Source organism: Spirillospora sp. CA-294931, assembly GCF_050946795.1.
In the GTDB taxonomy this organism is placed as follows: Bacteria; Actinomycetota; Actinomycetes; order Streptosporangiales; family Streptosporangiaceae; genus Spirillospora.
Window position 1 is genome coordinate 8099649 of sequence record NZ_CP192006.1, and the last position, 13122, is coordinate 8112770.

The following is a 13122-nucleotide window of genomic DNA, read 5'->3' on the forward strand; positions in this document are numbered from 1 at the left end:
GGCCGATCGATCTGGGGGGCCAGGGACGCGGTGGGCCCGATGTCCGGATGCGGTCAGCGGGGGTCGGGGTCGTTGAGGGGGTGGGCCTCGGGGTCCAGAACGCGCTCGTCCACGAGGACGACCTGGCCGTCGAGGGTGGAGAAGTCGAAGCGGCGGCGGATCGACTGGGTGAGCTTGCCGGTCTCGTGGCGGACCTCGGTGTGCTCGGTGGCTTCGAGGGTGATGCGGTCTCCGGTGCGGACGGCGCGCTTGGGCTCCAGACGGGTGCGGGCCTCGGTGTAGGCGGGGCCGCCCTCAACGGGGGCGCGGTTGCGGTGCTCCAGCTCGCGTTCGGCGCGTTCCTGGACCTTTGCCACCCGGGGCGAGATCCGGACGCCGAGGATCTCGGCCAGCGGACGGCGGTCGCGGTGGCCCGCCTGCACCAGGGCCTCGGAGCGGCGTTCGAGCAGGGTGCGGGCGGCCACCGTGAGCTGGCGAGTGGTCTCCCGGTCGAGCGTGGGGCGGTCGTGCCCGATGCCGGACGAGGGGAGCACGGCGCAGCCGGCCATGACCGCTGCGGCCAGGCCTGCTCGCGTCCACTGGCGGACCATGTGACTCCCGGGTATCGGCTGGACATCCGGAAGATACACCGACGGGTCAAACCATGGCAGGGGGCAATTCTCAGACCAACCCGGCAAAGGGGTCGGCGTAGGTCTCCCAGGTCGTCGAGCCGGCCAGCATCTCCTCGTCGTCCAGCAGGCAGCCGTCGAGGCGGTCGAACAGGGCGGCGCGGTCCAGGTCGGGGCCGGTGAAGGCGATCACCTGGGAACGGTCGCCCAGGGCCGGACGCCAGTCGAGGGCGGCGGCGGCCCGGCGCGCGGGCGTGGCCTGGCTCCAGGCGGCCTCCGGGCAGGCGGCCAGCCAGGGGCCGCGGTCCTCGATGGCCAGCAGCCCGGCCACGCAGTCCCACGAGAACATGGCGTCGGGACGGCTGGCCATCCAGAGGCGTCCCCGGCTGCGGACGGCGCACGCCGACAGGTCGTCCATCGTGTCGTGCAGCCGTTCGGGGTGCAGGGGCCTGACGCGTCGCCACACGACGGTGGTGACGCCCTCGGACGAGCGGTCGCAGGGCAGCATGACGCTGGCGGGGTCGACGCGGGCGGCGAGGTCGTCGGCCGAGAGCGCGCCGGACGGGCAGAGCAGGTCGCCCACGGGGGTGACGGGGGTCCCGGCGCCGAGGTGGGCCAGGACCGTCCCGGCGAGGCGGGTGTCGCCCTCGGGGCCGAGGACGAGCCCCGAGGCGTACTCGATCTGGCGGGCCAGGACCTCGGCGACGTAGCGCTCGTCGCTCGCGGCGGCGGTCAGCGCACGGTCGCTGAGCCGGTCGCCGGAGGACAGGTCGTCCCGCAGGCCGTCGGGGTCGACGGCGACCAGGACTCCGGCCAGGTGCGTCCCGGCGAGGACGGAGAGCCGTTCGGCGACCGCGCGGGGCTCGACCGACCCCCAGGTCTCCACCACGACCAGCCGGGCGTCCTCGGCGAGGTGCTCGGCGGTGGGGAGCACGTCCTCCCGGACGGTGCAGGAGACGCAGCCGTGCGCCAGCCGCACCTCGGCCCGCTCGCGGACGCCCCAGGCGTCCAGGACGACCCGCTCGACCCGGCCGTGGTCGATTCCGCGCAGGTCGTGGTGGACGGCGACCGAGTGCGGCGTGCCCGCGAGCAGGCGGCGGACCGCCTCCCCCCTGACCTCGGCGTGCAGACCTCCGACCACGACGACAGGAACGCTCGACATCCCGTTTGACCCTCCTGGAATGAAAATGATTATCATTATGTTCTCATAGTCAGCGAGGAGGTGAGGCCCGTGGCACGAAACGAGCTCCGTCCGGTGATCAAGCTCCGCTCGACCGCCGGCACCGGCCACACGTACGTGACCACCAAGAACCGCCGGAACGATCCGGACCGGCTGAGCCTGCGCAAGTACGACCCGGTGATCCGCCGGCACGTCACCTACCGGGAGGAACGATGAAGCCGAACATCCACCCCGAATACCGTCCCGTCGTGTTCCGCGACCGCGGCGCCGACTTCGCGTTCCTGACCAGGTCCACGGCCGTCAGCGACCAGACCGTCGAGTGGGAGGACGGCAACGTCTACCCCGTCGTGGACGTGGACGTCTCGTCGGCGAGCCACCCGTTCTACACGGGCAAGAGCCGCCTGATGGACACCACGGGCGCGGTCGAGAAGTTCAACCGCCGCTACTCGCGCGGCCGCTCCTGATGGCGCGACGCTGCCAGTTGACCGGGCGCGGCCCGGGCTTCGGGAACAAGGTGTCGCACTCGCACCGCCGCACCCGGCGGCGGTTCGACCTCAACATCCAGACCAAGCGCTACTGGGTGCCCAGCGAGCGGCGGTACGTGACGCTGACGCTGAGCGCCCGTGGCATCAAGACGATCGACAAGATCGGCATCGACACGGCCGTGGCCCGGATCCGGGCGCGCGGGGAGAAGATCTGATGGCCAAGAAGAGCAAGATCGCCGCCAACGAGCGGCGCCGGGCCACGGTCGAGCGCCACGCCGCGCGGCGGGCCGAGCTGAAGCGGATCCTCGCCGGCCCGCACACCGACCCGGAGATCAAGGACGCCGCCGCGCGGGAACTGCGCCGCCAGCCGCGCGACGCCAGCGCGACCCGCGTCCGCAACCGGGACGCCGTCGACGGACGTCCGCGCGGCCACCTGCGCAAGTTCGGGCTCAGCCGCGTCCGCATGCGGGAGATGGCCCACCGGGGCGAGCTTCCCGGCGTCCGCAAGTCGAGCTGGTAGAACCCGCGACCGGCCCGGGGCCTCCCCCCTGGGCCGGTCGCCCACCTGGGCGAACCCCTACTCCGACCCCTAATAAGGTGGGGCTTACGACTCCGCCTCCGGCCGGTTATCTAGACTGCGTCCGAGGTTGAGGGAGGAGACCCACGTGCGCAAGGTCCTGATCGCCAACCGCGGCGAGATCGCGGTCCGTATTGCCCGGGCCTGCCGAGACGCGGGGCTCACGAGCGTCGCGGTCTATGCCGAGCCCGATCTGGACGCCCTGCACGTGCGGGTCGCCGACGAGGCGTACGCCCTCGGCGGCCAGAGCGCCGCCGACAGCTATCTGAGCATCGACAAGATCCTCGGCATCGCCAAGGAGGCCGGGGCGGACGCCGTCCACCCCGGGTACGGCTTCCTGGCCGAGAACGCCGACTTCGCGTCCGCGGTCGAGGCCGCCGGGCTGACCTGGATCGGCCCGCCGCCAGCCGCGATCACCGCCCTCGGCGACAAGGTGCAGGCCAGGCATATCGCCCAGAAGGTCGGCGCGCCCCTGGTCGCCGGCACCAAGGACCCGGTCTCCGGCGCGGACGAGGTCGTCGCCTTCGCCGAGGAGCACGGGCTGCCGATCGCGATCAAGGCCGCGTTCGGCGGCGGCGGCCGCGGCCTCAAGGTCGCCCGCACCCTCGACGAGGTCGCCGACATGTACGACTCGGCCGTCCGCGAGGCCGTCTCGGCGTTCGGCCGCGGCGAGTGCTTCGTCGAGCGCTACCTCGACAAGCCCCGCCATGTCGAGACCCAGTGCCTGGCCGACCGCCACGGCAACGTCGTGGTCGTCTCCACCCGCGACTGCTCCCTGCAGCGCCGCCACCAGAAGCTGGTCGAAGAGGCCCCGGCGCCGTTCCTCAACGACGAGCAGCGGGAGCTGCTCTACACCTCGTCCAAGGCGATCCTCCGCGAGGCGGGCTACGTCGGCGCCGGGACCTGCGAGTTCCTCGTGGGTCAGGACGGCACGATCTCGTTCCTCGAGGTCAACACCCGCCTCCAGGTCGAGCACCCTGTCACCGAAGAGGTCGCGGGCATCGACCTGGTCCGCGAGATGTTCCGCATCGCCGACGGCGAGGAGCTCGGCTACGACGACCCGCCGCTGCGCGGCCACTCCTTCGAGTTCCGCATCAACGCCGAAGACCCGGGACGCGGCTTCCTCCCGGCCGTCGGCACCCTCACCACCTGGCAGACCCCGTCGGGGCCCGGCGTCCGGCTCGACACCGGCTGCGTCGAGGGCCAGACGGTCCCCCAGCAGTTCGACTCCATGATCGCCAAGCTGATCGTCACCGGCGCCACCCGCCGCCAGGCCGTGGAGCGCTCCCGCCGGGCCCTGGCCGAGTTCGCCGTCGAGGGCATGCCCACCGTCATCCCCTTCCACAAGGCGGTCCTGGACGACCCGTCCTTCGTCCCCGAGGTCGACGGCGAGCCGTTCACCGTCCACACCCGGTGGATCGAGACCGAGTTCGACAACCGGCTCGCGCCCTATGACGCCCCGGTGGCCACCGACGACGACCCGGCGGAACGCGAGACCGTGACCGTGGAGGTGGGCGGCAAGCGCATCGAGGTCGTCCTGCCCGCGGGTCTGGGCGCCGCCGGCCCGGCCGCCGCCAAGGCGGCCCCCGCCAAACGCCGGAGCGCCAAGAAGGCCGGTGCCGCGCAGGCCTCCGGCGACGCCCTGGTCAGCCCCATGCAGGGCACCATCGTCAAGCTCGTCGTCGAGGACGGCGCCACCGTGGCGGCGGGCGACACCATCGTCGTCCTTGAGGCGATGAAGATGGAACAGCCCCTCAACGCCCACAAGTCCGGCACCATCACCGGCCTCGCCGCCGAGGTGGGCCAGACCGTCTCCAGCGGCGCGACCATCTGCGAGATCAAAGACTCCTGACGGCCAATGCGCGGCCGGTGACAGGGCGGGCCGGCGTTTGGGTCTGGATTGAGTAGTTCGCGAACCCGGGCCGCACTAGACATGAGGACACCTTGCTTCCCAGCTGGAGGAGTCGTCATGGCACGTGTGCGATGGATCTCGGCCGCGAGCGCCGGTGTTTCGCTGTTCGGGCTCGCCGTGGGCGCGGAGGCGGCGGGGGCCGCCGTCCCGGCCGCGGGCGAGTGCAAAGCCGTCGCGGTCGTCTCCGCCCGGGGGACGACCGAGCCGCAGCGCGGCAGCCTGTTGCAGAAGCCGATCGGGGCCAGGATCGAGAAGGGGCTCCCCGGCCGGACGTCCTACACCGAGCTGGTCTATCCGGCCTCGGCCGCTTCGGGCAGCGCCGACACCGGGGTCGCCACCCTGGTCGAGCTCCTCAACGCCGAAGTGCGGCGGTGCCCTGAGCAGCGGCTGGTTCTCATGGGCTACTCACAGGGCGCGTGGGTGGTCGGGGACGCGCTGGTGCCGCCGGACAAGCGCACCGTGGGCAAGGACGCGGGCGAGGTGTCGGCCGCCGTCCCCGGACGGATCGCGGCCATCCTGCTCTTCGGCGATGTGCGTTTCACCGCGGGAGAACCGTTCAACACCGGAACCTTCGAACCCGCCAAGCAGTCCAGGATCCCCCGGGAGAAGGGCGTGCTCGACCGCTACCGCGACCGGATCCAGAACCGCTGCAACGCCGGGGACCTGGTCTGCCAGACCACCGGCAACTGGATCGCTCACCTGGGCTACTTCTGGGATTCCAGCCGTCCGGACGCGGCCGCCTTCGCGCTGAGCAAGCTCAAGAACTCCCCGAATACGTAGGCGACTCCGTAGTTCGGCGTATGGCCCACCCGATGTGCCCTGGGTCACCCTTCCTAACAGAGCGTCAAGGAGGCGCAACGGGGAGGGGTCACCATGGATCGACTGGTGGAGTTCTCCTCGACGGCCGGGCTGCGGGAGCTGTCGCGGGCACTGCGGCCCTGGGTGGGCGAGGTGACTGACGAGGCCTGCACGCGAATCCGCGCCCGGCTCCCCCAGTTCCGGACGTGCGATCCACGCGACGCGAGGGCCCTGCCGACCATGGTCGAGGCGCTGATCGACCACTTCGTGGATCTCCTGGAAGACCCCGACCGCTCCTCCCAGCGGGTCCTGCGGCTGGCCCGCCAGGTAGGCGCGGGCGAGGCCCGCAGGGGCCGCGACCTCGGCGCCTGGCGGGCCGCCGCGAGCATCGCGACGGGCGTCGCCGTGGCGGGGCTGACCGAGCGCGCCGAACGCCACGGGCTCGGCGTCGGGGCCGGTGATCTCGGCCGGATCGTCCAGTCGGTCTTCGCCTACTCCGACCGCGTCGCCGACGCCGTCACGGCGGGCCACACCGAGGCCGGCGCCCGGGCCGTCGAGGACCGGGAGATCCTGCGCCGCCGGCTCATCGAGGTGCTCCTGCGTCCCGAGCCGCCGATCGCGGACGTCCGCCAGGCGGCGCGGCGGGCCGGGTGGGCCGTCCCCGTCACCGTGGCGGTGATCGCGCTGCGTCCGGGCCCGCGGCGCCGTCCGCCGCTGCCGCCCGAGGCGCTGATCGAATACGGGGAGGACGGCCCCGTGGTGATCATGCCGGATCCGCACGGCCCCGGCCGGGTCCACCAGATCGAGACCGGGCTGCACGACCGGACGGCGGCGGTCGGCCCCGCCGTCGCGATCACCGAGTGCGCCAAGTCGCTGCGCTGGGCCAGGCAGGCGCTGGCGCTCGCGGACGCGGGACTGATCGTCCCCGAGAAACTGATCGTCGCGACCGACCACATGCCGCTGATCACCCTGATGCGGGAGCGCGAACTGGTGGACCTGGTCGCCGCCCAGCGCCTGGCGCCCCTCGCGGCTCTCCGCCCCCGCCAGCGCCGCGACATGACCGAAACCCTGCTCGCACTGATCGAGAACCGGTTCAGCGCCACCAAGGCGGCCCAGCGGCTGCGGGTGCATCCGCAAACCGTCCGATACCGGATCCGCAGGCTCCAGAGCCTGTTCGGCCATGATCTTCACGATCCCCGCCTCCAACTCGACCTCCACCTGGTACTGCACGCCCAAGTGGCCCGGCGTACGGTGGACGGAACGGAGGGCTTTACCCGCTCGTCTTACGAGTGAGGAGGCACGCATGAGGTTCACGCTTCCGGCGGCCCTGGCCGCTGTCCTGATCCTGCTGGGCGGGCTCGGAGCGCCCGCGCACGCCGATGACAACGTCTCGCAGATCGCCAACGGACTGATCAACTCACGGGTGTACGTGACATCGGGGGCCGGAAGCGCGCTGTCGCCCCTCGACAAGGCCAGGACGTCGGAGGCGCTGGCCGGGGCCGAGGACGCCGACATCAGAGCCGTGATCGTCAAGAACGGCCTGACCCTTCCGGCCGTCCGGCGCATGCTGCACGACGTCGCCGACCGCGTCGGCAAGGGCAAGACCTACGTGGCCGTCACCGCCGACGGCAACCGGATGGCGGCGTTCTCCAAGGAATTCAGCGAGAAGGAGACCAACCAGCTGATCGCCCGCTCGACGCCGGGCGCCGCGCCCGCCGACCGCCTGGTCGGCTTCGCCGGACTGGCCGAGAAGAAGGCGGACGACAAGGCCCAATCGAACATGGTCGCGGGCTTCGTGACGCTCGCCGTGATCATCCTGCTCGCCGCCGTCGCCTTCGGAGCCTTCCTGGTCTCCGGCAAACGTCGCCGCGCACGCCAGGCCAGGGAGATGGCCGAACTCAAGAAGGGCGTCGAGGAGGACGTCACGCTGCTCGGCGAGGACATCGCCCGCCTCGACCTCGACGTCATGGACCCCGCGCTCGACCCCGACACCCGGTCCGACTACGAGCGGGCCATGAACTCCTACGACGACGCCAAGCTCGCCACGAACAAGGCCGCCCGTCCGGAGGACATGGAGAACGTCACCAAGGCCCTGGAAGACGGCCGCTTCTACATGACGGCCACGCGTTCCCGCCTGGCCGGTGAACCCGTCCCCAAGCGCCGCGCGCCCTGCTTCTTCAATCCCAACCACGGTCCGTCCAGCCAGGACGTCACCTGGGCGCCCCCGGGTGGCGTGGCGCGCTCCGTCCCCGCCTGCCCGGAGGACGCCCAGCGCGTCCTCGACGGCCACGACCCCGACTCGCGGATGGTTCCCTACGGCGACGGACGCCGTCCCTACTGGGACGCCGGACCCGCCTACGCCCCGTACGCGGGCGGCTACTACGCCACCTACGGGGGCATGGACCTCGTCAGCGGGATGATGATCGGCACCATGCTCGGCTCGATGATGAGCGTCGGCCACGGCGGCGGCGGAGACATCGGCGGCGGCTGGGACTTCGGCGGCGGCGACTTCGGCGGCGGCGGAGGTGACTTCGGGGGCTTCTAGAGGTGGCGTGAAGGGCGCGGCCTTCGGCTGGGATTAGTACAGCTGTTCGGTCATGAGTCTTCTGGCGGCTTCGGTGATGCTGCCGGAGAGGGACGGGTAGACGGCGAAGGTGTGGGCGACCTGGTCGACGGTCAGGTGTTGCTGGACGGCGACGGAGACGCCGAGGATGAGCTCGCTGGCTCTCGGGGCGACGATGACGCCGCCGAGGACGATGCCGGTGGACGGGCGGCAGAAGAGCTTGACGAAGCCGTCCTCGAAGCCCTGCATCTTGGCGCGGGCGTTGCTGAACAGGGGGAGCATGACCGTGCGGGCGTTGACCTCGCCCACGTCGACCATCTTCTGGGTGACGCCGACGGAGGCGACCTCGGGGTCGGTGAAGATGTTGGAGGAGACCCAGCCGAGCTTGAGGGGCTGGACGGCCTCGCCGAGGGCGTGCCACATGGCGATGCGGCCCTGCATGCCCGCGACGGAGGCCAGCATGAGGATGCCGGTGCAGTCGCCGGAGGCGTAGATGTGCGGGACGCTGGTGCGCGAGACCTTGTCGACCTCGACGAAGCCCCGGGCGCTGAGGCGGACCCCGGCCTTCTCCAGGCCGATGCCCCGGGTGTTGGGCTCCATGCCGACGGTCATGAGGCAGTGGGAGCCCTCGACCTTGCGGCCGTCCTCGAGGGTGACGATGACGCCGTCGCCGGTGCGCTCGACGGCTCCGGCGCGGGAGCGGGACATGACGTTCATGCCGCGGCGCAGGAAGACCTCCTGCAGGACGGACGCGGCGTCGGCGTCCTCGGTGGGCAGGATGCGGTCGCGGGACGAGACCAGCGTCACCCGGGAGCCCAGGGACAGGTAGGCGCCCGCGAGCTCGGCGCCGGTGACGCCGGAGCCGACGACGATCAGCTCTTCGGGGAGCTCGGGCAGGTCGTAGAGCTGGCGCCAGTTGAGGATGCGCTCGCCGTCGGGCTCGGCGCCGGGCAGGACGCGGGGCGTGGCGCCGGTGGCGACCAGGATCACGTCGGCGTGGATGCGGCGCTCGCCGACCGCGACGACATGCGGCTCGGCCAGCCGGGCCTCACCACGGACGATCTTGACCTCTTCGTAGGCGAGGCGCTCGGCGACGTCGAACGACTGGGCCCGCGCCAGGTCCTTCACGCGCTTGTTGACGACGGGGAGGTCGACCTCCAGGCCGCCGACGATGCCGTCGGGACCGCCGCTGAACTTCAGGCCGAGGCCCGCGGACTCGGACATGACGGCCATGCGGGTCGAGGTGGCGATGAGCGTCTTGGAGGGGACGCAGTCGGTGAGCACGCAGGCGCCGCCGGGGCCGTCACGTTCCACCACCGTCACGTCGGCGCCGAGCTGCGCGGCGACGAGGGCGGCCTCGTAGCCGCCGGGGCCTCCTCCGATAATCACGATGCGTGTCACGCGTCCATTGTTTCGCACTCCCGGCAGTGCCCCGACGCGGGGGTTCGGCGCGTACGCTTGGCGACCGTGACCCTGTATGCGGCGTACGCCTCCAACATGGATCCCGAGCAGATGGCGACGCGGGCTCCGCACTCGCCGATGCGTGGAACGGGCTGGCTGCAGGGCTGGCGGCTGACCTTCGGCGGGCAGGACGTCGGGTGGGACGGCGCGCTGGCCACGGTGGTCGAAGACCCCGACGCCCACGTGTTCGTCGTCCTGTACGACGTGCCCGACTGGGACGAGAAGGAGCTGGACGCCTGGGAGGGCGCGGCCCTGGGCGTCTACCGCAAGATCAGGGTCCGGGTGTCGACGCTGGACGGCGACGTCCTGTGCTGGCTCTACGTCCTGGACGACTATGAGGGCGGGCTGCCCTCGGCGCGGTATCTGGGCATCCTGGCCGACGCGGCGGAGGCCGCGGCGGCGCCCGACGACTACGTGAAGGACCTGCGCGGTCGCGCGTGCAAGTCCCTGGGCGACTGACGCCGATCGCAGCGGTAGTGTCGTCCCGGTGAACAACGACGCCTTTGAACTGGCGCGGGCGGCGGCGGAGCAGCTGCGCGCCCGCACCTCCTTCGACTCCTTCGACGTCGCCCTGGTGATGGGTTCGGGCTGGGTCCCGGCCGCCGAAGCGCTCGGGGAGCCCGTGGCCGAGATCGGCGTGACCGAGCTGCCCGGGTTCGCGCCTCCGGCCGTCGAGGGCCACGCGGGACGCATCCGGGTGATCGAGATCGGCGGGCGCCGGGCCCTGGTGTTCCTCGGCCGGACGCATCTGTACGAGGGACGAGGCGTCGACCCCGTGGTGCACGGGGTGCGGACGGCGCTGGCCGCCGGGGTGTCGACGGTGGTGCTGACCAACGCGGCGGGAGGGCTGCGGCCCGAGCGCCAGAAGGTCGGCGAACCGGTGCTGATCTCCGACCATCTCAATCTGACCGGGGTGAACCCGCTGACCGGCGCCACGTTCCTCGATCTGACCGAGGCGTATTCGAAGCGGCTGCGGGCGCTGGCCCGCGAGATCGACCCGACGCTGGCCGAGGGCGTCTACGCGGCGTTCCGCGGCCCGACCTACGAGACGCCCGCCGAGATCCGGATGCTGCGGACGATGGGCGCCGACATGATCGGCATGTCGACGATCCTGGAGACGATCGCGGCCCGCGAGGGCGGCGCCGAGGTGCTGGGCGTCTCGCTGGTGACCAATGTGGCGGCGGGGCTGTCGGACCAGACCCTCGACCACGAGGAGGTCCTGGCCGAGGGCCGGGCGGCGGCGTCCCGTATGGGGACGTTGCTCGGAACGTTCCTCACCAAGCTCTGAGGCCGCCGATGAACGAGTACGAGACCTGGCTGGCGCAGGACCCCGACCCGCAGACCCGCGCGGAGCTGGAGCGGCTGCTGCGCGACGGCGACGAGGCGGCGCTGGCCGACCGGTTCGGCGCCCGGCTGGAGTTCGGGACGGCGGGCCTGCGCGGTGAGCTGGGCGCGGGCCCGAACCGGATGAACCGGGTGACGGTGATGCGCGCCGCCGCGGGGCTGGCGGCCCGGCTGCGTCCCGGGGACGGCGTGGTGATCGGCTACGACGCGCGGCACGGGTCGGAGCGGTTCGCGCTCGACACGGCGGCGGTGGTGACCGGGGCGGGGATGAAGGCGTGGCTGCTGCCGGGCCCGCTGCCCACTCCGGTGCTGGCCTTCGCGGTGACGCATCTGGGCGCGGCGGCCGGGGTCATGGTGACCGCGAGCCACAATCCGCCGCGCGACAACGGCTACAAGGTCTATTGGGGCGACGGGGCGCAGATCGTCCCGCCGCTCGACGCGGAGATCTCGGCGGCGATCGACGCGGTCGGACGGGTGGACGCGCTGCCGCTGGGCGCGGGCTGGACGGTCCTGGGCGACGAGATCGTCCAGGCGTATCTCGACGCGCTGGCGGGCCTCCCGCTGGGAGAGGCCCGCGAGGTCTCGATCGCCTACACGCCGCTGCACGGGGTGGGACGCGACGTCTTCCTGCGCGCGTTCGAGCGGGCGGGGTTCCCGGCGCCTTCGGTGGTGGCCGAGCAGGCCGACCCCGATCCCGACTTCTCCACGGTGGCGTTCCCCAATCCCGAGGAGCCCGGCGCCATGGACCTGGTGCTCGGTCTCGCGGCCGGTTCGGGCGCCGATCTGGTGATCGCCAACGACCCGGACGCCGATCGCTGCGCGGTGGCGATCCCCGGCCCCGAGGGCTGGCGTGCCCTGACGGGGGACGAGGTGGGCGGGTTGCTCGCCGAGCACGTCCTGCGGCACACCCGGGGCGACGACCGGTTGATCGTGACCACGATCGTCTCGTCGTCGCTGCTGGGCCCGATCGCCCGCGCCCACGGGGTGCGTTCGGCCGAGTCGCTCACCGGCTTCAAATGGATCATGAAGGCCGGGGGCCCGGACGACCGGCTGGTGTTCGGCTACGAGGAGGCCCTGGGCCACAGCGTCGGCGGTGACGGCGGGGTCGTGGTCCGCGACAAGGACGGCATCGGCGCCGCCCTGACGTTCGCCGCGCTGGCGGCCGAGGCGGCGCGCGGGGGCCGGACCGTCCAGGACCTCCTGGACGACCAGGCCCGCCGGTACGGGCTGCACGCGACGTCCCAGCTGTCGATCCGGGTCTCGGACCTCTCGCTGATCATCGAGGCGATGGCCGGGCTGCGGGCCCGTCCGCCCGCGCGTCTGGGCGGGCGCGCCGTCGAGGCGTACGACGACCTGGCGCTCGGCATCGGGGGCCTGCCGCCGACCGACGGCCTGCGTTACCGGCTCTCGGCCGGGGACGCCGGTGGCTCGGCGCGGGTCGTGGTGCGCCCGTCAGGCACGGAACCCAAGCTCAAGTGCTATCTCCAGGTGGTGCTCCCGGTGCCGGACGGCGCCGACCTCGGCCCGCTGCGCGCGCGGGCGCGCGACGATCTGGAGGCGCTGCGGGCCGATCTGGCTCAGCTGATCGCGCCGTAGATTCCCAGCGCGACGAGGGCGGCCAGCGGGACGGCCAGGACGGCGATCGCCGGGATCGACCAGGTGATCGAGCCGGTCTTGTCCTGGCTCTTGCTCCGGTGGGCTTCCGCAAGATCGTTGAGCTGCTTGGCCACGTACATGGTCGGGGTGCGGCCCTTCACGGCCTTGACGGCGGCCGCGTTGGGCGCGTGCCGGGCGTCGCGCTCGGCGCGGCGCTCGGCCTTGGCCTGGGCGCGCGGCGAGGTCTGGAGAACCCAGGCCCTCACCGTCAGGTCGCCGCCCGCGGCGTCGGCGAACCGGACCGTCACCGCGGTGCGTCCCTCGACCGCCTTGACCGCCCGCCACGAGGCCCGGACGTCGCGCAGCGGGTTGCGGACGGTGAGCCCCGCCTCGTCCCCGATGATCGCCGGACGCAGCCCCAGCACGTAGGCCAGGCCGCAGCCGAACAGCAGCAGGACGGCCATGACGACCGCAGTGAGGTCGTCTCCGCGCGCGGCCAGGTCGACGAGGTTCAGCGCGGCGAACACCAGCCACGCGAAGGCACCCACACGCGCGGCGGTGGAGCGGATGGTCAGCAGCGGGCTCATAGCCCCGATCA

The 13122-nt window shown here is 72.2% G+C and carries 15 protein-coding genes; 11 read left to right on the forward strand and 4 right to left on the reverse strand.

Translation table 11 applies throughout. The features are described 5' to 3' along the window. Positions 1–53: 53 nt before the first annotated feature. Both ACQPY4_RS36525 and ACQPY4_RS36530 read right to left on the reverse strand, forming a co-directional pair. Positions 54–590: a hypothetical protein gene (locus ACQPY4_RS36525; RefSeq protein ID WP_433329007.1), complete on the reverse strand. Its 537-nt coding sequence runs from the start codon at positions 588–590 to the stop codon at positions 54–56. A 70-nt stretch (positions 591–660) separates the two neighbouring features. Continuing rightward, a complete protein-coding gene (locus ACQPY4_RS36530) occupies positions 661–1770 on the reverse strand; it encodes a CobW family GTP-binding protein (RefSeq protein ID WP_433329009.1) in 1110 nt (369 codons plus the stop codon). A 69-nt stretch (positions 1771–1839) separates the two neighbouring features. On the opposite strand from ACQPY4_RS36530, the gene rpmG reads away from it, so the two are divergent. The 8 genes from rpmG to ACQPY4_RS36570 all read left to right on the forward strand — a co-directional run bounded on the left by rpmG (position 1840) and on the right by ACQPY4_RS36570 (position 8105). Further along, complete coding sequence (gene rpmG / locus ACQPY4_RS36535; protein ID WP_433329011.1) at positions 1840–2004, forward strand: 50S ribosomal protein L33; 165 nt, start codon at positions 1840–1842, stop codon at positions 2002–2004. Continuing rightward, positions 2001–2252, forward strand: a complete 252-nt coding sequence (locus ACQPY4_RS36540) for a type B 50S ribosomal protein L31 (RefSeq protein ID WP_433329013.1) — start codon at positions 2001–2003, stop codon at positions 2250–2252. Before rpmG ends, ACQPY4_RS36540 begins: the two co-directional genes overlap by 4 nt. Then, positions 2252–2488 carry a 50S ribosomal protein L28 gene (gene rpmB / locus ACQPY4_RS36545; protein WP_433329015.1) on the forward strand — a complete coding sequence of 79 codons (237 nt, stop codon included), beginning with the start codon at positions 2252–2254 and terminating at the stop codon, positions 2486–2488. The genes ACQPY4_RS36540 and rpmB overlap by 1 nt, the downstream gene beginning before the upstream one ends. After that, positions 2488–2793, forward strand: coding sequence for a 30S ribosomal protein S14 (rpsN, locus tag ACQPY4_RS36550; protein WP_433329017.1), 306 nt, complete (start codon positions 2488–2490; stop codon positions 2791–2793). The genes rpmB and rpsN overlap by 1 nt, the downstream gene beginning before the upstream one ends. Positions 2794–2938: 145 nt before the next feature. Next, positions 2939–4702, forward strand: coding sequence for an acetyl/propionyl/methylcrotonyl-CoA carboxylase subunit alpha (locus ACQPY4_RS36555; protein ID WP_433329019.1), 1764 nt, complete (start codon positions 2939–2941; stop codon positions 4700–4702). Between the two features lie 117 nt (positions 4703–4819). Next, a complete protein-coding gene (locus tag ACQPY4_RS36560; RefSeq protein WP_433329021.1) occupies positions 4820–5542 on the forward strand; it encodes a cutinase family protein in 723 nt (240 codons plus the stop codon). Between the two features lie 93 nt (positions 5543–5635). After that, positions 5636–6853 carry a PucR family transcriptional regulator gene (locus tag ACQPY4_RS36565; RefSeq protein WP_433329023.1) on the forward strand — a complete coding sequence of 406 codons (1218 nt, stop codon included), beginning with the start codon at positions 5636–5638 and terminating at the stop codon, positions 6851–6853. A gap of 10 nt (positions 6854–6863) precedes the next feature. Beyond that, a complete protein-coding gene (locus ACQPY4_RS36570) occupies positions 6864–8105 on the forward strand; it encodes a hypothetical protein (RefSeq protein ID WP_433329025.1) in 1242 nt (413 codons plus the stop codon). Positions 8106–8138: 33 nt separating this feature from the next. Here the strand turns inward: ACQPY4_RS36570 and ACQPY4_RS36575 are convergent, their stop codons facing one another. Further along, on the reverse strand, positions 8139–9524 hold the full coding sequence (locus ACQPY4_RS36575; protein WP_433329027.1) for an NAD(P)H-quinone dehydrogenase: 1386 nt from the start codon (positions 9522–9524) through the stop codon (positions 8139–8141). Positions 9525–9590: 66 nt separating this feature from the next. Between ACQPY4_RS36575 and ACQPY4_RS36580 the strand changes: the two genes are divergently transcribed. From ACQPY4_RS36580 to ACQPY4_RS36590, 3 genes are read left to right on the forward strand one after another with little or no spacing between them, the layout of a single operon-like run. After that, the gene (locus ACQPY4_RS36580) at positions 9591–10043 is read left to right on the forward strand and encodes a gamma-glutamylcyclotransferase (protein WP_433329029.1); all 453 of its coding nucleotides are present in this window, start codon (positions 9591–9593) and stop codon (positions 10041–10043) included. Between the two features lie 28 nt (positions 10044–10071). Then, complete coding sequence (locus tag ACQPY4_RS36585) at positions 10072–10872, forward strand: purine-nucleoside phosphorylase (RefSeq protein WP_433329031.1); 801 nt, start codon at positions 10072–10074, stop codon at positions 10870–10872. Between the two features lie 8 nt (positions 10873–10880). Beyond that, positions 10881–12524 carry a phospho-sugar mutase gene (locus tag ACQPY4_RS36590; RefSeq protein WP_433329033.1) on the forward strand — a complete coding sequence of 548 codons (1644 nt, stop codon included), beginning with the start codon at positions 10881–10883 and terminating at the stop codon, positions 12522–12524. Here ACQPY4_RS36590 and ACQPY4_RS36595 read toward each other — a convergent pair. Next, positions 12506–13111 (reverse strand): PH domain-containing protein, encoded by a 606-nt coding sequence (locus tag ACQPY4_RS36595; RefSeq protein ID WP_433329035.1) that lies wholly within the window; start codon positions 13109–13111, stop codon positions 12506–12508. The genes ACQPY4_RS36590 and ACQPY4_RS36595 overlap by 19 nt on opposite strands. Between the last annotated feature and the right edge of the window lie 11 nt (positions 13112–13122).